The following is a 20,749-nucleotide window of genomic DNA, read 5'->3' on the forward strand; positions in this document are numbered from 1 at the left end:
CAGCCGCCGCGTTGCGGCGGCTGACCACGCCACGGGCAGTGTTGGTTGGCTCTGTCCGGTCGGCCGCTGGCTTTCAATCATCGCCCGACGGAGGCAAGCTCCGGTCGTGGCGACTCGACGTGGCCGTCGGGTACCGCTCTCGGCCGGTGGCGCAATGAGAGCGTTACGTTTGATCCGGCAAGAAATGAAATAGCCGTGCCAGCCGTTTTCGACAGGCATGATCGTCGAGGCTGGCGGTATCCGATTGGATTTCCGCGTGCCCGGCGTCGTCCGGCAGCGGCTTGGAAACGACTTTCAACCCCAGTGCGCGCAGTTCGCCAGTCCTTACGGCGGCGACGCGAGATCCTGTGTCAACGCTGCCGCCAACCAACTCCAGCAACCGCACGGGCGACGTGATTTGCAGCCGCGTGACGGACACCCCGGTTTCGTTGCGGTCGTGTCGTAGTTGAAAGTTCGCACTGGTAATCCTCGGACCGGGCGCCTGCCAAAGAGTTCCGCCGGGAATGTGGCGGAGAAGCACCTCGTCGTCCGCAACTTCACTCACTTTCGGCCGCTCCGTCTGCCGTTATGCCGCCAGCAGTTGGCAAAGCTCGTGGAGAAGTCCGGGATGCACGACCGCCCGAGCGCCGGGAGAGAGTTTTCGGGTCTCGGCATGCCCAGTGGATTTGTTGAGGTGCAGGAACGCGAACGATTGGTCGGGGCTGATCTCGACTTCGTGCTCGACCTCGGCGTCTTCCCACTCCACGAGAACTCCGCCGGTCCGGGTCGGGCTCACGTGCAGGCTATCGGCAGCGGCGGCACGCCTTTTCTGCACCGTCTCAATCAGATGCACGAACTCACGCGCCAACTCGATGACGTGCCCCTGTGGAGCGGCGGCCCCGTAACCATCCCAGTTCTCGGTCAACTGGCGCATGGCTTCTAATTGAGCGTCTGGTGTGGCCATCGGTTTTGTACAGGAGTCGCGGTGATGTAAGCAGGGAGCAAGACAATTATATCACTTCCAGCCCGCCGTGCATGCACGCCGAGCGGCACAATGAATCCGACCAGGCCATCCGCATCGAGCTTTAGCCCGAAAGCCATACGGAGCAACTCCTCGCCCAGCGTCCCGACTTGATTGCCGAGTTTGGTCTGCGATGAACGAGCCACCATCCGGCCTCGCGCCGGTGGAGCTGTGATTGAACGCCAGAAGACCGGCGAGCCATTCGTCCCTTCCTTGGCCCTTGGCGTGCTCAGCCGCCGCGTCGGGGCGGCTGACCACGCCGCGGGCAGTGTTGGTTGGCTCTGGCCGGCCGCTGGCATTCAATCATCGCCCGACGGACTGAAGCTCCGGTCGTGGCGTGAGCCGAGGCGTTGCCAGACAAGATGCGGAATTTTGGAGCGATCTGACGGTTCCCCTCGCTCGGTGCTACAATCTACATTAGGAGAACCGCCGATGACCATTCGAGCAATCTATGAAAACGGTGTCTTACGACCGACGGAACCAATTCGGTTCCCAGAGGGAACGGTCGTGGACCTTCAAGTCATCGGAGAAGCGGTGGATGTTCGCGCTCTTGTTCCGCCCGGCACGGATGAAGGCCTCATCCGTCTCTATGAAATCCTCGGACGCCGATTTGACAGTGGCCAGCAGGACACCGCCGAACGCCACAACGAGCATCAACCGTGAAACCCGTGTTCCTCGACACCGTCGGCCTGATCGCTGTTTGGGACGCGGCGGACCAGTGGCACGACGCCGCGGAGCCCGTGTTTCTGAAGTTGGTCGCGTCTGCACGCCCGATGATCACGACGACGCTGGTGCTTTATGAATGCGGCAACGCGTCAGCCCGTCGCCCTTACCGAACGACGGTTGACGATCTGAAGAGCTGGTTGGCGGCAAAGGGATGGCTGGTCGAGCCAACGCCCGGCGATCTCGACCAGGCCTGGGCCAACTATCGCGCGGGAACCGTCGGCGCCGCCGGGATCGTCGATCATGTTTCGTTCATCGTCATGCGCCGTTTGGGCATTACCGAAGCGTTCACGAATGACCGGCATTTCCAGGCTGCTGGCTTCGTGACCCTCTTCTAGGAGGTTGCCGATATGCCGATTCCCTTCGTTATCGACAACCAGCAGCACCGCATGGCGGATGCGCTGAACGAACTACTGGCCCAGAGCGCCGGCAAGCCGCTCGACGTCGCCACGGCGTACTTTGCCATTTCCGGCTATCGAATGGTGAAAGATGGGTTGCATCACGTCGGGGCATTTCGGCTATTGCTGGGCGCAGAGCCGCAATCGGGCAGCGACATTGGATTGAGGCCCAACGCCGATGCCTTAAAGAAGCGGCTCCAAGGCGACCTTGAAGCGGAGCCCTTCAACGAGGCCACGATCAGGCTCGTTGAGGAATTGATTGGCTTCCTGCGGGCCGATAAGGTAGAAGTCCGGCTCTATGACGAAGGCTTCCTGCACGCCAAAGCGTACCTGTTTCATCAAGACAACGTCGGGACACACAATCGGGGTGATCGCCTTCGCCCGTTCGCGGCGATCGTCGGCTCAAGCAACTTCACCGGGCCAGGGCTGGCCAGCAACAAGGAATTGAACCTTGTCCACCGCGTCATCTTGCCGACAGAAGAGGCCGTGGACCGCGAGGCGGCGCGGAGGGTGGAGTGGCTAAGGGAGGAGGGCGACGTCGAGATCACTGCAACACGCCCTCACCCTAACCCTCTCCCGGAGGGAGAGGGAATTACGGACAAGGCTAGGCGCTTCATCAAGAGCGAGGTCGGCGCCGGGGCAATCACCGACCTGACGAGATGGTTCGAGCGCCAGTGGGCCGACTCGACGGATTTCAAGGATGCCCTGATCGAACTGCTCGATGCCAGTAAGTTCGGCACCAAGGAATACTCGCCTTACGAGGTCTACGCCAAGGCGCTCTACGAATACTTCAAGGAAGAACTTGGCCAAAACGCGCCTGAGTTGGGGCGCAGCGCCGTCGATCTTGCTGAATTTCAGGAGGATGCCGCCAAGAAGGCCCGCCGCATCCTGCATCGCTGCGACGGCGTGCTCATCGCCGATTCGGTCGGGCTGGGCAAAACGTGGATTGGCAAAAAGCTGCTCGAAGACTTCGCCTATCATCGCCGCCAGAAGGCTGTCGTCGTGTGCCCGGCCTCGCTGCGGGAGATGTGGCAACGGGAACTGGCGAGCGCCACGATCGCCGCCCAGGTCGTGGGCATGGAGGAACTGGGCCGCGACACGTTCGATCCGTCGCCCTACGGAGACGCCGACGTGCTGCTCATCGACGAGTCGCACAACTTCCGCAACGACAAGGCCAACCGCTATCTGGCGCTCGACACGCTGATCCAGCTCAATGGCGGGCGTGGCCGCGACGGCGAGCACAAGAAGGTGATTCTCATTTCAGCGACGCCGATCAACAACGACCTTTACGACCTGGCCAACCAGGTGCGGCTGTTCACGCAAAGCCGGCCGGACCATTTCCGCGAGGCCGGTATTGGCGATCTCAACGCCTACTTCCGCCGCGCCCGCCGCATGGTGCGGCAGGATGACGTGCCCGCCGGCGTGGTGCTGTTCAATCTGCTGGAAGAGGTCATGGTCCGCAACACGCGGCCCTACATCCGCGCGGCCTATCCCAACGCCACGGTCAAGGGAAAGCCCGTCGCCTTCCCGAACCGGCGGTTGCACACGGTCAGTTACGACTTGGGCGCGACGTATGGCGGGCTGTACGACGAGATTGTTGCCGCCATCGACTCGCTTTCATTGGCACCGTACACGCTGGAGGCATACAAGAAGAAGTCGGCCGTGACCGATGAGGAACAGCACAAGTTTGAAGCGGGCCGCGAAGAAGGGCTTGTCGGCATCTTCAAGACCCGCTTCCTCAAGCGATTGGAATCGAGCATCGAGGCATTCCGGCTGAGCCTGCGTCGGGCGTTGATCTTCGAGGAGACCTACAAGGATTACCTACTCGACCGGCGCGTCGTGTCGTCGAAGGATTTTCAGAAGGCGATCAGGTTCCTTGCCCGTGACGATGAAGACGAACTGGCCGCCGGGAGCATCGCCGACGAGCTGGACGCGGTGGCCGAGGCACGCGCATACATCGAGAGCCTGCCCACGGTCGATCTTAACCAGTACGAATTGCGGAAGCTCAGCCACGACGTCGAAGCCGACGTCAAGCTGCTAAAGGGCCTCTACGAGCGCACGGAGGCCCTGGCGGCGAAAGATGGCAAGCTCGCGCGGCTCAAGGAGCTGCTCGCCGGCGACCTGAAGGGGAAGAAAGTGCTGATCTTCAGCACGTTCAAAGACACCACGCGCCACCTGCAGCGGCGGCTTACCGATGACGCGAGCTGGTTGCGGTCGGCCGGCAATCCGCACATCCGCCGCATCGACAGCGGGAATCACCCCGAAGAGCGCGGCAACATCATCGCCCAATTCGCCCCGGTGGCCAGCGGCAAGAACCCTCACCCCAACCCTCTCCCGGAGGGCGAAGGCAAATTGACGGCCAGCGGCGGGATCGACATCCTCATCAGCACCGACGTTCTCTCCGAAGGGCAAAACCTTCAAGACTGCGGCATCCTCATCAACTACGATCTGACGTGGAATCCGATTCGCCTTGTGCAGCGTAACGGCCGCATCGACCGCATCGGCAGCCCACACGCGGAAATCGGCATCTACAACCTCTTCCCCGAAGACGAACTGGAAGCACTGCTGCACTTGGTCGAGCGGCTCACCGACCGCATTTCGACCATCGACGACCTCGGCCTGCTCGACGGCAGTGTGCTGGGCGAAGTGGTCCATCCCCGGACATTCAACACGATTCGCCGCATCCGGGCTGAAGACGGGGCAGTGCTTGACGAAGAAGAAGCCAGGGCCGAGCTAGCTGGGCCTGAGCTGCTGCTCAAGCAGTTGAAAGACCTGTTGAACCGCGGCGGCGCCGACGCACTGACGACGTTGCCCAACGGCATTCACTCCGGCCTGCGCCGGGAGAAGTGCCACGGCATGTTTTTCTACTTTCAGGCTCCCCGTGCCGGCGAAGGCAAGCGGCATTTTTGGCGGTACATCGACGCCCACACCCACGAGATCATGGAAAACCGCTATGAAATCGCCCAGTTGGTCTCCTGTCTGGCGGACGAGCCGCGTTACGTGGGCGACCAGGACGTGTTCGTTCTTCAAGACAAGGTGATCGGGCACATTCTGGCGGCCGACCGCGAAGCCGAGGCCAAGGCAGCGGCGCCGGTCGCCGTCGATCCAATCCAGCAAACCGTCAGCGAGGAAATCAAAGATGCCATCCGGCGCCGCACTGTGGACCGCGAGCAGGCTAAGACCTGCATCAACTTCCTTGGGCAGCCGATGGGCCGCGCCCTGCACGTCAAACTGAAGGCCGCCTACGACGGCTGGAAAGCATCGGGCGACGACGCGATGTTGGTTCAGGCCGTCGCCGCGCTGGCCGACCAGTTTGGCAAGCAGAAGCCAACCGACGCCGCAACGAAGCGGTTGCGCCGCGAAGACCTTAACCTGATTTGCTTCGAATACGTCTCCGCGTGACACCCATTGATCAACGGAGTTTCTCATGTGTGACTTGATTGTCAGCGTTCCCGACGCGCGCCTTGCGGCGCTGAACGTGCCGCCGGAACAGGCAGACGACGAAGCCCGAATGCTGGCGGCGGTCAAGCTGTACGAGATGAATGCGCGACTACGGCGTTGCAATGTTCGACATCACCGAGGAAGAGTTCGAGCGGGAGACGCGGCTTGCTCGAACTGATTTGTAACACGTCGGTGATGCAGTCTCGATGACCGTGATGCCCGCCGCGTCGCCCGACAGCATGGAATCGCCCTGACGGGAACTTTGGGTTTGCTGGTCGATAGTCATGCCTAACGTCGTAACTCTAAGCAGAGAAAGCATTTACGGCGATCACGCTGGCGGCGCCGCACCCGCGTCCGCGACGGCGCCGAAACAAAAGCGATGCGCGCGTGTCGCTTTTGTTAAGCAGCGCGCCGCGCGCGGCGCTTTTGCCTGCACGCGCCAGCCGATCCGTACAGCCAGCGCTCAAAGACCGAATCGCTCAATTCGGCGGAACGGCATCCCGGCGCGCCGGGATTGCGTACAGAGGATTGGCCGCGCACCTCGTCGGACGCGACAAACGTGTCGCCTGCGCTCGGGATGAGACAGAGCGAGGGAGAGACAGAGCGAGGGAGAGACAGAGCGTCTCCGTCCCTCCGTCCCCCTACGCGGCCAGCCTTTTTCGCTGGGCGGCCACCTCGTGATAGATCGCCAATAACTCGCGGCAGTTGCGGTCGAACGTGTGACGCAGGGCGAGATCGCGCGCGGCGACGGACATCGCAGAGCGGACCGAAGGGTCCATGAGTGGCCGCAGGCAATCAACCAGCTCATCCAGGTCGGCCGGATCGTCGAGAAGCTGCCCTTCGACGCCGGGCGTCAGCAGTTCGCCGGCGCCGTTATAACGGCTCGTCACCACCGGCAAACCGCTGGCCAAAGCTTCCAGCACCACCAAACTACAAGGGTCGTAAAACGTCGGCTGCACATAGACGTCGGCCGCCGCATAGTAGGGCACCGTGTCCGCGGCCGGTCCGACAAACAGCACTCCGCTGTCGTCAGCCACGACGTTATTGCCCGCGAAGTGCCGCTTGCCGCCCACCACCGCCAGCTTCACCGGCAGCCGTTCGCCCCGCAGCCGCTTGACCGCCGCCATGAGCGCCGGCACGCCTTTGAGCCGAAAGTTGTGGGCCACAATCAAGAGCAGCGTCTCACGGTCGGTCAGGCCCAGCTCGTCGCGGACGACCTGTCGATAGCGGGGCCGGTGATCGGGCGAAAAACGCTCCACATCGACGCCGTTATAAACGATGCGAATCTGGCTGCGGCGCACGCCGTGGTGGCGTTCGAAGTCGCGGGCCACGCGCCGCGAGAGGGCCACGAAAACCCGCTGCTCGTCCATATACTGGGCCATCAGCAGCCGCTGAAACTCGCGGTAACGCGGCAAGCATTGGGCCGCGTGCCGCTTGAAGGGACGCAACCAGCCCGGCAGCAGCAACAGGTTGTGCTCGAAGGCGGCCGTGCGCGAGCCGCCGTGCGGTTGGAAAATGTCGCACTGCCAACCGGATCCCATGTCGTGCGTCACGTCGAGCGCCAGCGAGTCGAGCAGACGTTCGGCGGCAAAAGCAAAATCGGTGCGCGATCGAGGCCCCTCGACGCGATGGGCGACGATGCCGCTGATGGCCGACGACTTTCCGAAGCCGCCGGCGACGACGTGGACCTCGTGACCTGCTCTGACCAGCCATCGGGCATATTGGCTGGTCCATTGTTCGGCGCCGCCGCGTGAGGCGTCGAAGTTTTCGATCACCAGGCCGATCTTCATCGACGCGCTCCCAATCGCCGCTCCATGGCCCGCTGCCGGCGAAGGATCCGGCGGATGAGGCGTTTTTCGGCCGCTCCCAATTTCGCGATGCCCAGGTAGCGTTTGATGAACGCCATCCGCAGGCTGCGCGTGATCCGCTCGCGCGGCGCGGAGTAAGCAAGCTGGGCCAGGTCTTTGACGATCCAGCGGCGGCGGAACCAGCGCCGCTGCTCGACGCGCTGCAGGTCGATGAGCCGGATGGCGAAATCGCGATCGGGCAATTCCTGGATGAACAGGTGGCAGCAGTAGAAGTCGCGATGGTTGAAACCCGCCGCATGGAAGCGGCGGGCCACGTCGGCCACGGCCAGCGCGAGGCCCCGCAGCTTGCCGTCGAAGCGGGTCCGTTCGGCGGCCGGCACAAAATGCCAACGCACAAAGTCGTCGAGCGGAGCGAACCCGCGCAGCTCCTCGGTCATGAAAAACGATTCGCTGACGCCGCGGGCCATGCGTTCGCCGAAGGCCACGACCCGCATGCTCTCGATGCCGGCCCGCTTCAGGGCGGCCACATTCTCGGCCTCGGTCCGTCCCGGCGTGCGAGCGCGTCGCGGGCCGAACCACAAGCGGACACGTTCCAAGAGCGAGCCGCCGCGGTGCTTTTTCAAATAGAACACTCGTTGCCGTTCGGCTTCTCCCAGCTCGAGCCGCCAGTTTTCGCGGTCGGGCAAGGTCCGCAGCAATCGACCCGTGCGGCTGCGCATGACGGCATCGAAGGTGGCCAGGCCGACCTCGTCGAGCTCCGCCTCATAGGCCTGATCGACCCAGATCTGGCCGTCGGCCAAGCGGCGCAGCCCGATGCTTGACTTCTTTCGCGGATGGGCGGCGTCAAAGCGGTGGCGGGAGTTCTTTTTCACCGGGTTCAGGGTTCAGGGTTCAGGGTTCAGGCGTTCAGGGTTCAGGGTTCAGGGTTCAGGCGTTGGGCGTTGGGCGTTGGGCGTTGGGCGTTGGGCGTTGGGCGTTGGGCGTTGGGGTTGGCAAATTTGCAATGTGCAATTTCCTGAACCCTGAACCCTGAACCCTCTCACGCGGCTTGGACTGTGGCCCGTGACGGCAGGAGTTGCTTCACGGCGCCGTAGACTTCGTCGATCGACAGGTCGCGCATGCAACGGTGATGCCCCAACGGGCACGTGCGCCGCTGGCAAGGAACGCAGTCGAGCTTTCGCTGTAAATGGATCGCCTGGGGATGGTAGTTCTCGCTTAAGCCGATGTGCGTCGGACCGAACAAGGTGACGACCGGCACGCCGAAGGCCGCGGCGAAGTGCCGCGGGCCGCTGTCGGTGGTGACCATCGCCGCGGCCCGGCGGACACAGGCCTTGCTCAGGCCGATGCTCAGGTGTTCGTCGGCCAGACTCTGCACGCGAGGGTGGGCCGCGCCCCGCACGATCTCCGCGGCCAGCGCCCGCTCGTGCGGTCCACACAGCACGAGCACGTGTCGCCGGTCGTCCCTCGCCAGGCGGCTCGCCAGTGACGAAAAATAGGGAGTCGGCCAGAGCTTGGCGGCCCCGAACGCGCCGCCGGAATTCAACACCACCACCTGCCGTCCCGGCGGCAGCCGAAATTTTCGCCAGACGGCGTCGGCCGCCCGCTCGTCGGCGGGCAAGGTGGCGAGTTGGACCGCTCGCGAAGCGACCTCGCAGCCGGCCGCGTAGGCGAGATCGAGAAAATAATCGACCGCCGAGACGGGCAGCCGCCGCCCATCGGCTTTCGGCGGGTGGAGCGTTCTCGTCAACAACAACCCGCGGCCGCCGCGCGCGTAGCCGAGCCGATCTTTGGCGCCGCCCGCCCAGGCCAGCAGGGCGGTCCGCCAACTGTTGGGCAGCAGCACTGCCAGGTCGGCACGCTCGCGCCGCAGCCGCCGCACCAACGCCCAGCCGCGCTCGCGCAGGTCGGGCGAACGCGGATCGTAGAGAAGCTGATCGTCGAGCCAGGTGGTGCCGGCCAGCACCTCGGCGACGTGCGGACGCATGACGCCGAGAATGCGACCACGCTCGCCCAGGTGCTCGCGCAAGGCCCGCAGCATGGGCGTGGCCATGACCACGTCGCCGACCCAGTTCGGCAGAAAAACCACGATCTTCGTCATTCAGCCGCCCTGGGCGCCATGCCCGACATGGAAACGTTCGCCACGCTGGAAAAGTGCGGTCCTTGCAGGGTTGTGGCCGTGGCGGGAGGCGCGGGCCGAACGCCATCGCCCGCTTTTTGCAGCGACGCCACAATGCGCGTCGTCGAAACGCCGTCGACGAGGCCCACCACGCACACCGTTCCGCCGTAACCGGTGACCACTTCGTGCCCCACGACTTCGTCGAGCGTATAGGTGCCGCCTTTCACCAACACGTCGGGCCGCAAGCGGTGCAAGAGCGCGTGCGGCGCCGCTTCGTCGAAGACCACCACGTGGTCGACCGCGGCGAGCGCCGCCAACATCGTGGCCCGATCGCGCTGGCCGATCACCGGACGCGACGCGCCTTTCAGACGGCGGACGCTGGCGTCGCTGTTGACGGCCACCACCAACACGTCGCCCAGCATACGGGCCTCGGACAAGTAGCTGACGTGCCCCACGTGCAGCAGGTCGAAGCAGCCGTTGGTGAACACGATCCGGCGGCCCGCCGCGCGGTGCTTGTCGACGAGCCGCTCCAATTCGTCGAGACCGACGAACTTGTCGGTCGGCGGCAGCGACTGGGGGGCGGCCACGGGCGCGGCATGTTCGGCCGAGCGGCCTTGTTCGATCAAACGCTGGCGGATTTCCGCTCGCGGCACCACCGCCACGCCGACCTTTTCCACTTCCAGCCCCGCGGCCACGTTGGCCAACTGCAACGCCTGCGGCGGCGGTAATTTGGCCGCCAGCGCCACGCCGATCATGGCCAACGCCATATCGCCGGCGCCCGTGATATCGTAGACCGCCCGTGGCCGCGTGGGGAACATCCGGGCGGTGCCGCCGCGATCGACCAAGGCCATGCCGTCGCGGTCGAGCGTGACGATGCCCAGATCGAGTTGCAAGTCGTCGCGCAGCTTCGTCGCCGCGCGGAAGGCGTCGGCGGCCGTTTCGATGCGGATGCCCGTGGCCATCTCAGCCTCCAGCCGGTTCGGCGTCATGGCAGTCGCTCCCCGGTACCGCGAATAGTCGTGCCCGCGAATCGGGTCGACCAGCAGAGGCACGCCCGTACGGCGAGCGGCGTCGATCACACCGCAAAGCAACGTGGGTGTGCAAACACCTTTGGCATAGTCCGACACGAGCACGATATCGAACTCGCCGAGCCGCTCGATCACCGATTCCCGAAGCTGCCGTTCCAACTCCGGCGAAATGGGATCGCGCGTTTCGCTATCGACCCTCAGCATCTGATGCGGATGGCGGCCCTGGGCGCGGCCGATGAATCGCTCTTTGACGGTGGTGGGCCGCGAGGGATCGTCGAGCAAGAGCGATTGGTCGGTGCCAACTTCGCCGATCAAGCGTCGCACTTCTTCGCCATCGCGGTCGCAGCCCAGCACTCCGGCACAGGCCACCTCGGCATCGAGGCCGCGGAGCATGTTGCAAACGTTGGCCGCGCCGCCCAGCCTCGCCTCGCGCTGGTCGGCACGCAGCAGGATCACCGGCGCTTCTTGGCTGACACGCTCAGCGTTGCCGAATGTGTAGCGGTCGAGAATCAAATCGCCCAACACGAGCACGCGCGGGCACACCAGGCGATCGAAGACGGTCAGTAAGTCGGGCGTGCTCATGGGGATGGTCTTCCTTGACACGAGGCGCAACTCAAAGTCGTCCCTGACTTTGACGGCCAGGCGAGTTTTACCGACTACGGTCGGAGCGGGCAAGGGAGGTTAATCGAGTGTGAACGGGCTGTCAGCCACGTCCTCGTGCCGGATTTCGTCCACCGGTTCACGCCGGCCTTCGCCCGCATAGAGGCGATTTGGGCAGTTAATCACCCATCCCGGCACTTGGCCGACGTTTCGATAAGCATGCACCACCCCCGGCGGAATGAGCACGGCCTGCATGTTCGATTGGCCCACCACGACCGTTTGGCGGCGGCCGTACGTCGGCGATTGCTGGCGAGCGTCCCATAAATAGAGCTTGAAATCGCCGGGGCCAAGGAAGGCGAAATAGTCCGACTGGCCGGTGTGCTCGTGCGGACCACGGGCGACGCCCGGCAACGTCTCGCTGACGTAGCCCATCTGCGGCCGGTCGCCGGCAGCCAGCTCGTCGTGTCGAAAAAGCTCGACCAGCCAGCCCCGAGCGTCGTGAAAACGCTTCAGCGGCTTGAAAACCACCCCCTCGATCGCACCCGGCTCGAACATCGTCATCTTTCTTGGTCGATAAGAAACTAAGAGATCGCGTCTGACTGGCGGCCAGGCATTGGCTATGCCCGGCCACCGCCCGTCGCCCGATTATAGCCAAATCGGTCGTGCTCGCGGCCCAAAAAACGAGCCAGGTCGGGGTATTTTGAGATGGGAAACCAGCCCACCTAACAATTTTGAAACAAAACGCTGGACACGGACGTGGGACTTGGTATGATCGAGCTTGTCAAGAGGAGATTGAGGTCGCTTGAGACTGTCTGACTCATCCTTATCTTCAGCAGAAAGTTTCCCCTAAGCTTCTCGGCCTCTTCTCTGTTCCGGCCCCGCCGTCTCGCTTCGCTGTGAGCGGCGGGGTTTTTTGTTTGCTTGGCGGCGAAGTGCAAGTCGATGTCGGGCGACGTCTCGTGGCAGTTGAACGCAGCGCGGGGCAACCTGCAATGCGGTGACCTGCGCGCATCGCTCGACGCACGGACCCCAGCCCGCGGGCTATTTGACGTCCGTTTGACCGACCGCTTGCCGGAGGGCTGCGGCTTTCTCGGCGTGGGCATCGATGCGGCCGCTCCCGACACGCTCGCCGACCTCTACCATCGCGGCGGCGACCTGATTGCTCGCTACCGTCAGAGTCTGCAGCGCGGCTTTGCGGCCGAGGTCTATTGGCGGGCGGGTCTACTCCATGTTGGCGGCGGTCGTTTTCCCTACTGCGATCTGCTGGTATCGGTCGAAACACAGCTTCTCGACAGCCACCCGCTCCTCGTGGCTCAGACCTGGCTGCCGCTAGCCGCGGGCCGAGACGTGCTGCAGGGCAAGGACTATTGCGTCGCCCGGCTGGCGGATGCCGCGGTGTCGTACATCGAGTTGTGCCATCCGGCCGACGCGCTTGGGCAAGCGTTGCAGCCGTATGCGAGTGGCCTTCGTCTCACGACGCGGTTGTTTGGTCTGCCGCTGGAGAAAGGGGTGATTCTTCGGTCACGTCTTCGGGGCCTGTTTGTCTCGCGGGCGGACGACGAGTTGGTTGCTCGTGCGGCGCTGGCCGATTTCGCCTCGCTGCCGCCGCCCTTGACGGCGTGAGCGCTACTTTCATCTTGCGGGCGGCCGTTTTAATATAGACCCGCCGCCACAAGGGCGGTCATGCTTTTCGCCACGCCTCACCTTTCACATTCGAGCCTGCCATGTCTGTCCGCACGCGTTTGTCGATCATGATGTTCTTGCAGTATTTCGTATGGGGTTCGTGGGGCGTCGCCGCCGGAACCTATATGGTCGAGACGCTGCGTTTTCCGGGTAAGAACGTCGGCTGGATCTACAACTCGCTGGCCATCGCGGCGATGATTTCGCCCTTGCTGGTCGGCTACGTCGCCGACCGGTTCTTCGCCACCGAAAAGATCCTTTCGTTTCTGCACATAGTCGGCGGCGGACTGCTGATCGCCGCCGCCCAACAGACCGAGTTTCCCAGGCTGATGGCGGTGATGGTGGCCTATGCCATCTGCTTCATGCCCACGCTGGCACTGACCAACTCGATCTCGTTTCACAACATCCGCGATCCGCAGCGCGAGTTTCCCGCTATCCGCGTGTGGGGAACGATCGGCTGGATTGCGGCGGGGCTGGTGGTGGGCATCTTGCTGGGCGAAAAGAACAAGTCCTTTTTCCAAATGGCCGGAGGCTCATCGATCTTGCTGGCTCTCTACTGCCTGACGTTGCCGCACACGCCGCCCGGGCGCCGCGAGACCTCCGGCGATGCCCTGGGCATGGGCGCGATCGGCCTGTTGCGGGAACCGTCGTTCGCCGTGTTTGTCGGCTGCTCGCTTTTGATTTGCATCCCGCTGGCCTTCTACTACACGTTCGCCAACACCTTTCTGACCGAGACCGACATGCCCGTGCCCACGGCCCTGCAAACGACCGGGCAGATCTCGGAGATTTTTTTCATGGCCGCCATGCCGTTTTTCATCCGCCTCCTGGGCGTCAAGAACATGCTGCTGGTGGGCATGTTGGCCTGGGTGCTGCGTTACTGGTGTTTTTCCACGCTCACGTTCAACTGGGTGCTGTTGGGACTGGTGCTGCACGGCGTGTGCTACGATTTCTTCTTCGTCGCCAGCCAGATCTACGTCGATCAGCGGGCGCCCCGGCACTTGCGGGCCAGCGCTCAGAGCTTCATCGCCTTCGTTACCTTGGGAGTCGGCCTTTTCTTGGGAAACCAGGCCGCCGGTTACATCGTCGATCGGTTTCCACCGCCTACCTTCGAGGTAAAAAAACCCAGCGGCGCCGCCGCGGGCTGGGCCGTGTTGCCGGCCTGGCGGTCGCAGGAGCAATACACGGGCTTCTGGAAGTACCTCGATCTCTCGGCCACCGTCCGCCAATGGCTGTCGCCGCAGAGCAAGCAGGAGCAGCCGCCCGACTTCGCCCAGCAGAACGACAAGAACAAAGACGGTCGCATCGAGCTTTCAGAGGTTCCCGAGGAATGGCGCGAGCAGAAAAAGGCCCAGCCGTCCGACGACGACCTGGTTTATTCCGGCTTTCCGATTCGCAGGTTGTTGCACAACTTCGACCAGGACGAAGATGCCGGCGTGAGCCGCGCCGAGTGGCGCGCGGCCCAGGCGCACAAATGGTCCAAGATCTGGCTGGTGCCTGCCGCCATGGCGGCCGCCACTTCGCTGTTGTTCCTGATCGGCTTCCACGATCGCCCCGACCGCCAGACGACCGAAGCCATGGCCGAAGAGGCGGTGCTGGGACCGGGCGAGGGCCCTGAGCCGCAAGTGGGGTAAAGAGGGAATTGCAAATTGCGAATTTCAAATCGGCAATTGCCTGACGTATCCAAGACCCAAGACCATCCGAATCCATGCTCAGTTTGAAATCGAGCACTTCGCCGCACTGGCTGGCGACTGCCGAACAGCATCTCGACGAGGTCTTGCTCGACCATGCCCACTGCGAGAAGAAAGCGGCGGGCACGGCGATGAACCTGATCTTCGCTTATGTCGACCGCGTCGAGCTGGTCAAATCGCTGTCGCCGATCGTGGCTGAAGAACTCGATCACTTTCAACGGGTGAAGTTCAATCGGTCTTGGCGGGTCTGCCCGCGGCGACTATAGTTGCACGCCCACTTCCGCTTTCCCTCCAGGGGTCAGACCACATTCCAGCGCGATGAATCTGCGCCGTGCCCATCCACTGCTGCGCGATTGCATTCTGCTGGCGGCCTGCTGCGCGGTCGGCTGCGCATCGGCCGGTCCTCAGCCGGCCCGTAAATGGTACGACCCTTTCGGACTATTCCATAAGGACGAAAAGGAAGGGCCCCAGTACAAGGTCATCACCTCCACGGAACGGGTCAAAATTTTGCGGGACCTGGCTAAAAAGGCGAAAACGCTCCCGCCCCCGGAACAAGAACGCGCCACCGACGAGCTCTGCCAGGCGCTGCCCAAGGAACAAGACATTCTGGTGCGGGCGGAGATGCTACGGACCATCGCCCTGTTTCCCGGCCCACGTGTGGAAGCGATGCTCAAAGCCGGCATGCGCGACGCCGACCAGGACGTGCGCATCGCCTGCTGCGACGCCTGGGGCACCCACGGGGGAAGCGAGGCCAACCACGTGCTCTGCGAAACGCTCACGGGCGATACCGATCGAGACGTGCGGATGGCGGCGGCCAGGGGCCTGGCGATCATGAAAGACCCGCAATCGGTGGGTCCGCTAGTGCTCGCCTTGGACGACCCCGATCCGGCCATTCAATTCCGCGCCATGCAGTCGCTGAAGGCGATTACCGGCAAGAAATACAAGTCGGTGAAGGAATGGCGCGACTACTCCGAGGGAAATCCGCCCAAACCACCCTCCGTCGCAGCGCGATGGAAACGATGGTTTTGATTCTAGGGCCCGCCACCAACCACGGACAACGGACGCTTCCTTGGCCTATACTTTCCCTGTGAAATAGGCACTTAGGACCGCATCATGGACGTACTCTCGCAAATTCTCGTTTGGGTGCTCGCCAGCGTGGCTGCCAGCCTGGCGGCCGGCTTCTTTATCGGCCGCACAACCACTCATTCCGAGCAAGAGCGGCGGGCGATGCGCGAACGAGAGAACTCGTTGCGGGCGCTCATCGAAGTGCTTCGCAGCGTGCAAGAACTGAGCACCGACGTCGACAACCGCAATAGCGAAATGGCCGAAGTTCGCCGGCACGTTGACGATATTCGCGTCACCGGCGAGCTGGAAGTCATTCGGCAGGAGATCCTGGGGCAAATCAAGACGATTCTCGACTCGAACCAAAAGCTCGAAGAAGACCTGACCTTTGCCCGTTGCCGCATGGAAGAGCAGGCCGAAGAGCTCGACCGCACGCGGCGCGAAGCCCATACCGATGCCTTGTCGGGCGTGGCCAATCGCAAAGCCTTTGACGACAAGCTCAAGCTGCTCTTCGGTTATCATCGCCGCGACGGCATTGCCTTCGCCTTGATGTTGGCCGATCTCGACCGCTTCAAATGGATCAACGACACCTACGGGCACCAAGCGGGCGACCGCGTCATTGCACAGCTCGGTCGCTTGCTGTCCGAGCTGGTGCGCGAAGGCGACTTCGTGGCCCGCTTCGGCGGCGACGAGTTCGCCGTGCTGCTGCCACACTGCGATGCCGAGACGGCCCTCAAAGTCGCCGACCGCATCCGCCTGGCCGCGACCCGCGCCAACTTCGGCGTGAGCAGCGAACAGACCGCGGTGACCGTCAGCGTGGGAGTGGCCCTGGCGCGTCACGGCGACACGGCCGAATCGCTTTTCAAGCGGGCCGACGAAGCGCTCTACTCGTCCAAAAAAGGCGGTCGCAATCAGGTGCAATGCGAAAACCCATTCGCCGCCTCTTTAACCGTCTTGCCAGTCCCCGCAGACTCCCTCTCGACGCCGCAGCCCGTGTAACTTGCCGGGTCCGGCGGTCCGGTTTTGGCAAGCCGCACCGCCAGCGGCTCAGGCTGGTCAACTCGGTTCCCGAAGGCGTCCGATACTGCTTTCTGCCCATTGGCACAGCACGAGAAACGCCCTTGATCGAAGCATGATGTCTCTCCCCCAGAATAAGCAGCGGACGGCCGGGCTGGTCGGCATCGTTCTCGTATCTTGCCTTGCCAGCCGAGCGAGCCAGGTTGGCGCTGCCGACAGCGGCCCGGTGTTGCGCACGGTGGCCGAACGACGGCCCGCGCTCACGGACTCGTCGTCACCGCAGTCGAAGCCGTCGGGCCAAATCGAGCGTTTGCTGAACAAGATTCACCGGGTGTCGAACCATTACTACCAGCGGACGCTCACCACCCAGGACCAGAACTGCTGGGAAGTGATGCACTGGATTATCGCTTACGGCGTGAAGTCGCACATCCTGCGGGGCGGGTCCGATGGTTTGCCGGTCAACTCGATCGGCTGGCTGTGCTACGGCGGGCGGTGTGCGGGCCAGCCCCTGGTGTATGTCGACCAGGGCCGCATCACGGCCTCCAAGGGGCCGCACGTGCAAGGGCACCAGGGCCAGTTCTTGGCCATCCTGGCGCAAGCCAAGGCGATGAAGGACTATCCCATGCGCGTCGGCAACCAATCGTTCACGGTCGCCGATCTGATCGAGACCGAAAAGCTGGGCTGCCAGTCGGGCATGGAGCTGACCTTCAAGTTGATCGCACTGGCTCATTATTTGGACCTGAACGACACCTGGCGCAATTCGGCCGGCGAAGAATGGTCGGTCGCGCGGCTGGTGCAAGAAGAGATCAAGGCGCCGATTCGCGGCGCGGCCTGCGGGGGCACGCACCGCTTGATGGGACTTAGCTATGCCGTTCATGAGCGGCAAAAGCGAGGCGCGCCGCTCGACGGCCAGTTTCACCGGGCAGACACTTATATTCGCGACTTTCACCGCTACGCCTTCAGTCTTCAAAACGCCGACGGCTCGTTCAGCACCAACTGGTTCAAAGGCCCCGAAGCCAAGCCCGACCTGGAGCGCCGCCTGCAAACCACCGGTCACATCCTGGAATGGCTGGCCTACTCGGTCCCGTCCGAAATGCTCGACGACCCGCGGCTGGTGCGTGGCGTCGACTATCTGGCGACGCTGTTGTTCACCAACGCCGACAAAGAATGGCCGCTCGGCACGTTGGGGCACGGCCTGCACGCCTTGGCGTTGTTCGACGAGCGCATTCAGAAAGAGCGGGCACAGGCCGTCGAACCGCTGGCCCGGCGTCGACCTCGCACGCCGCCATCCGAGAAGCGGGCCGCGCGGAGCAACAGCCGCAATAGACGATGAGCGGCTGGCGCTCCGTCAATCGTCCTTTGTGGAGCGATCGGTTCCAGCGGCTCGAAAGGCGAAATCGTGACGGACATCTCCGGTTACCAAGCGCCATCGATGCTGCTGGCGTTTATCGGCTTGAATGGGTCGTGGGCTAATTCGCTGGCCGAAGTGGATTGGGCGTGGCTCCAAATCGCCGGCGATTGGATCATCCGCGTGTGCATGCTGTTTTACGTGCCGCAGCGGCGCAGTCCGGGGGCAGCACGGGCGTGGCTGCTGTTGATATTCTTCTTTCCCTGGGCGGGACTGATTCTCTACTCGTTTATCGGCCGGCCATTTCTGCCGCGGCGGCGCCAAGAGCGACAGGAACAGGCCATTCGATTGATTCACGACCTGCGGCAGCGGTTCGCCGAAAGCGAACACCTGACTCGGCCCAAACTTGCCGAGCCGCTCGACCAGGCTGTGACGCTGGCTCAACAGCTCGGCGATTTCGGCATCCTGGGAAACAACCGCTTTGAGCTGCTTACCGACTACGCGGCCGCAATCGACCGGCTGGTCGCCGACATCGACGCCGCCGAGCGACACGTTCACCTGCTCTACTACATCTTCGCCGACGACGCCACCGGCCGTCGAATCGCCGATGCCTTGCGTCGTGCAACCGCCCGCGGCGTGCCGTGCCGGCTGCTGCTGGATGCCTTGGGGGCGCGCTCGGCGCTGCGCCGCTTGGCGCCCAAATTGCGAACGGCGGGCATCGAAGTTGTCTCGGTGTTGCCGTATCGGCTGTGGAACCGCAATCGCGGCCGGCGCGATCTCCGCAATCATCGCAAAATCGCGGTCATCGACGGCCGGGTCGGCTACATCGGTTCGCAAAACTTGATCGACGCCGATTTCAAGCGGGGCCTGGTCTATGAAGAGCTGGTGGCCCGCGTGACCGGCCCTGTGGTCGGCCAACTGCAGGCCGTCTGGCTCGTCGACCGTTACATGGAGACCGGCACGATCTTCTCCGACGACGACCTGTTCCCCGCGCCTATCATCGCCGGATCTTCCGCGGCACAAAGCCTGCCGAGCGGCCCCCTCTACCGCCGGGCGAACGTGCAGCGCACGCTGGTGGCCCTGGTTCACGGAGCGCGGACGCGGGTGGTCATCACCACGCCGTATTTCGTGCCCGACGAGCCGTTGGTTCAGGCCCTGCAGACCGCAGTGCTGCGTGGCGTGGAGGTCCACCTGATCTTGTCGCAGGCCCGCGACCAGGTGTTGGTTTGTCTGGCGCAGCGGTCGTATTACGAAGACATGCTGGAGGCCGGCGTGCGGATTCATCACTATCAGCCCGGCTTCCTGCACGCCAAGCACGTGACGATCGACGACGACGTGGCCTTGTTCGGCTCCAGCAACATCGACATCCGGTCATTTCAATTGAACTCGGAGATCAGCGTCTTGATCTACGACCGCGAGGTCGTGGTCCGACTGGCCCAGATCCAGGAAAACTACCTTGCGCATTGCCGGCAGTTGTCTTATGATGAGTGGCTGCGCCGGCCGCTCCGGGCAAAATTGGCGGAGAACACGGCCCGGATGGTCGATTCGCTGCTGTAACGAGACACCTTTGAGGACGATATGGCCACCGCTTCGATCCAAAAACTGAAGACGTTCCGCTTCGTCGTCTATCTCCGTGGCGTCCGCGGCATTACGCGGCGCCTTCAAGACCGAGTGTACGAGGCCGGTTGCGACGACGCGGCCCTCGTCTGCCAGAACGGCAAAGTCCTCTTGGATTTTGACCGTGAGGCCGCCTCCATGCCCGATGCGATTCAAAGCGCGCTCACCGACATCGAACGAGCCGGACTTCGCGCGAGTGAGATCGTTCTGCGGTAGCAGGGATTTCCTTACGGCGCGTTCCAAGCCCGCGTTCATCCTTAGGCATCGCTTTCTTCGTGCATCCAGCGCTTCAATAGCGGCACCAGGGCAAAGCAGATGACCGCCGAAATGATGGCGGCGACCGCGATGTGGCCAAATACGTCGCCGTAAATGTGGACCGTCTTGATGGGCGGCGGCATGATGCCCTTTTGACCCGCGACTTGCTCGACGCGCGTGAACTGGGCAATGATCGCCGCCAGATACAGCGAAAAGGCCGTCGACAAGAACCAAGCGCCCATCACCGTGCTCACCAGGTGCTTGGGCGAAAGCTTGGTGACCATCGCCAGGCCCACGGGCGACAAGCAGAGCTCGCCCGTGGTGTGGAACAGATAGCCCAAGAGCAGCCAGCCGATGCTCACGATTCCGCGTGCGTCGGCCTCCCGGGCACCATACCAGAAACCGACGAAGCCCAAGCCAAGCTGCAGGAGTCCCAGAGCAAACTTGAACGGCGTGCTCGGCTCGAGACCCCGCGCCCCGATCGAGTTCCAACGCTTCTTTCCTGCGCCGTTTTGCGTCGACCTGCCGATTCGCACCGCTGTAACCCGATCCAACGACCGCTAATGGTATCCGATCGAAAAGTCCGGATGTCTTGCGTTGCCTTTGCCTCTTTGGCTCATTACGGATTTGTAATCATTCGGATCCTTCCGGCCCTTGACGGCAGCGATGTTTTGGTAAAATGGCTTTCGTTTGGAAGGTCGGGCAGTGAATAATGGTCGCCTGGTCCGTGACGCGGACCAAAGGTCGTTCACCAAGCCGGTCGTGCAAGCAAATTGATGCCGTCTGGGACCGAGCGGGAAATGTAGCACGTACGATTTATCACATAACGCCTAAGTTCAAGTTTCGCGGTTTCCGGACATAGTTCGAGCCGGCCGTCGCGTTGGGTGCGGCGGCAAAACAGCAGTCGTTGAGCCGTAATTCGCGAGACAGAGCTCGCGTCGGCTTGGTCAGCCCGCGTGGCTGATAAA

20 protein-coding genes are annotated in these 20,749 nt (G+C 63.1%); 12 read left to right on the forward strand and 8 right to left on the reverse strand.

What is annotated here, in order from left to right:
- Nucleotides 1-163: 163 nt before the first annotated feature.
- On the reverse strand, nt 164-544 hold the full coding sequence (locus VNH11_19210; GenBank protein HVA48502.1) for a hypothetical protein: 381 nt from the start codon (nt 542-544) through the stop codon (nt 164-166).
- A 21-nt stretch (nt 545-565) separates the two neighbouring features.
- The gene (locus VNH11_19215; protein ID HVA48503.1) at nt 566-943 is read right to left on the reverse strand and encodes a hypothetical protein; all 378 of its coding nucleotides are present in this window, start codon (nt 941-943) and stop codon (nt 566-568) included.
- Nucleotides 944-1,432: 489 nt separating this feature from the next.
- On the opposite strand from VNH11_19215, the gene VNH11_19220 reads away from it, so the two are divergent.
- Genes VNH11_19220 through VNH11_19235 form a run of 4 tightly spaced genes read left to right on the forward strand, consistent with a single transcriptional unit; the run spans nt 1,433 to nt 5,740 of the window.
- On the forward strand, nt 1,433-1,663 hold the full coding sequence (locus VNH11_19220) for an antitoxin family protein (GenBank protein HVA48504.1): 231 nt from the start codon (nt 1,433-1,435) through the stop codon (nt 1,661-1,663).
- On the forward strand, nt 1,660-2,061 hold the full coding sequence (locus tag VNH11_19225; protein HVA48505.1) for a hypothetical protein: 402 nt from the start codon (nt 1,660-1,662) through the stop codon (nt 2,059-2,061). Before VNH11_19220 ends, VNH11_19225 begins: the two co-directional genes overlap by 4 nt.
- Nucleotides 2,062-2,073: 12 nt before the next feature.
- Nucleotides 2,074-5,523: a helicase-related protein gene (locus tag VNH11_19230; GenBank protein ID HVA48506.1), complete on the forward strand. Its 3,450-nt coding sequence runs from the start codon at nt 2,074-2,076 to the stop codon at nt 5,521-5,523.
- Nucleotides 5,524-5,548: 25 nt separating this feature from the next.
- The gene (locus VNH11_19235; GenBank protein HVA48507.1) at nt 5,549-5,740 is read left to right on the forward strand and encodes a hypothetical protein; all 192 of its coding nucleotides are present in this window, start codon (nt 5,549-5,551) and stop codon (nt 5,738-5,740) included.
- A 463-nt stretch (nt 5,741-6,203) separates the two neighbouring features.
- Here the strand turns inward: VNH11_19235 and VNH11_19240 are convergent, their stop codons facing one another.
- The 5 genes from VNH11_19240 to VNH11_19260 form a co-directional block, all read right to left on the reverse strand.
- Nucleotides 6,204-7,352, reverse strand: coding sequence for a glycosyltransferase family 4 protein (locus VNH11_19240; protein HVA48508.1), 1,149 nt, complete (start codon nt 7,350-7,352; stop codon nt 6,204-6,206).
- A complete protein-coding gene (locus VNH11_19245; protein ID HVA48509.1) occupies nt 7,349-8,242 on the reverse strand; it encodes a lipopolysaccharide kinase InaA family protein in 894 nt (297 codons plus the stop codon). The genes VNH11_19240 and VNH11_19245 overlap by 4 nt, the downstream gene beginning before the upstream one ends.
- A gap of 167 nt (nt 8,243-8,409) precedes the next feature.
- Nucleotides 8,410-9,468 carry a lipopolysaccharide heptosyltransferase II gene (gene waaF / locus VNH11_19250; protein ID HVA48510.1) on the reverse strand — a complete coding sequence of 353 codons (1,059 nt, stop codon included), beginning with the start codon at nt 9,466-9,468 and terminating at the stop codon, nt 8,410-8,412.
- The gene (gene rfaE2, locus VNH11_19255) at nt 9,465-11,096 is read right to left on the reverse strand and encodes a D-glycero-beta-D-manno-heptose 1-phosphate adenylyltransferase (GenBank protein ID HVA48511.1); all 1,632 of its coding nucleotides are present in this window, start codon (nt 11,094-11,096) and stop codon (nt 9,465-9,467) included. Before rfaE2 ends, waaF begins: the two co-directional genes overlap by 4 nt.
- A 99-nt stretch (nt 11,097-11,195) precedes the next feature.
- The gene (locus tag VNH11_19260; protein ID HVA48512.1) at nt 11,196-11,675 is read right to left on the reverse strand and encodes a dTDP-4-dehydrorhamnose 3,5-epimerase family protein; all 480 of its coding nucleotides are present in this window, start codon (nt 11,673-11,675) and stop codon (nt 11,196-11,198) included.
- Between the two features lie 381 nt (nt 11,676-12,056).
- Here VNH11_19260 and VNH11_19265 point away from each other — a divergent pair, with 381 nt between their 5' ends.
- From VNH11_19265 to VNH11_19300, 8 genes are all read left to right on the forward strand, one after another.
- Nucleotides 12,057-12,737: a hypothetical protein gene (locus VNH11_19265; GenBank protein HVA48513.1), complete on the forward strand. Its 681-nt coding sequence runs from the start codon at nt 12,057-12,059 to the stop codon at nt 12,735-12,737.
- A 101-nt stretch (nt 12,738-12,838) separates the two neighbouring features.
- Nucleotides 12,839-14,425 carry an MFS transporter gene (locus VNH11_19270; protein ID HVA48514.1) on the forward strand — a complete coding sequence of 529 codons (1,587 nt, stop codon included), beginning with the start codon at nt 12,839-12,841 and terminating at the stop codon, nt 14,423-14,425.
- Nucleotides 14,426-14,499: 74 nt separating this feature from the next.
- Complete coding sequence (miaE, locus tag VNH11_19275; protein HVA48515.1) at nt 14,500-14,748, forward strand: tRNA isopentenyl-2-thiomethyl-A-37 hydroxylase MiaE; 249 nt, start codon at nt 14,500-14,502, stop codon at nt 14,746-14,748.
- Between the two features lie 52 nt (nt 14,749-14,800).
- The gene (locus VNH11_19280; protein HVA48516.1) at nt 14,801-15,511 is read left to right on the forward strand and encodes a HEAT repeat domain-containing protein; all 711 of its coding nucleotides are present in this window, start codon (nt 14,801-14,803) and stop codon (nt 15,509-15,511) included.
- An 84-nt stretch (nt 15,512-15,595) separates the two neighbouring features.
- Nucleotides 15,596-16,543 carry a GGDEF domain-containing protein gene (locus tag VNH11_19285; protein ID HVA48517.1) on the forward strand — a complete coding sequence of 316 codons (948 nt, stop codon included), beginning with the start codon at nt 15,596-15,598 and terminating at the stop codon, nt 16,541-16,543.
- A gap of 133 nt (nt 16,544-16,676) precedes the next feature.
- Nucleotides 16,677-17,894, forward strand: coding sequence for a hypothetical protein (locus VNH11_19290; GenBank protein HVA48518.1), 1,218 nt, complete (start codon nt 16,677-16,679; stop codon nt 17,892-17,894).
- A gap of 66 nt (nt 17,895-17,960) precedes the next feature.
- The gene (gene cls, locus VNH11_19295) at nt 17,961-19,466 is read left to right on the forward strand and encodes a cardiolipin synthase (GenBank protein ID HVA48519.1); all 1,506 of its coding nucleotides are present in this window, start codon (nt 17,961-17,963) and stop codon (nt 19,464-19,466) included.
- 21 nt (nt 19,467-19,487) lie between these two features.
- On the forward strand, nt 19,488-19,742 hold the full coding sequence (locus VNH11_19300; protein ID HVA48520.1) for a hypothetical protein: 255 nt from the start codon (nt 19,488-19,490) through the stop codon (nt 19,740-19,742).
- Between the two features lie 41 nt (nt 19,743-19,783).
- Here the strand turns inward: VNH11_19300 and VNH11_19305 are convergent, their stop codons facing one another.
- On the reverse strand, nt 19,784-20,317 hold the full coding sequence (locus VNH11_19305; GenBank protein ID HVA48521.1) for a hypothetical protein: 534 nt from the start codon (nt 20,315-20,317) through the stop codon (nt 19,784-19,786).
- Between the last annotated feature and the right edge of the window lie 432 nt (nt 20,318-20,749).

It is taken from the genome of Pirellulales bacterium, assembly GCA_035533075.1.
GTDB lineage: Bacteria > Planctomycetota > Planctomycetia > Pirellulales > JAICIG01 > DASSFG01.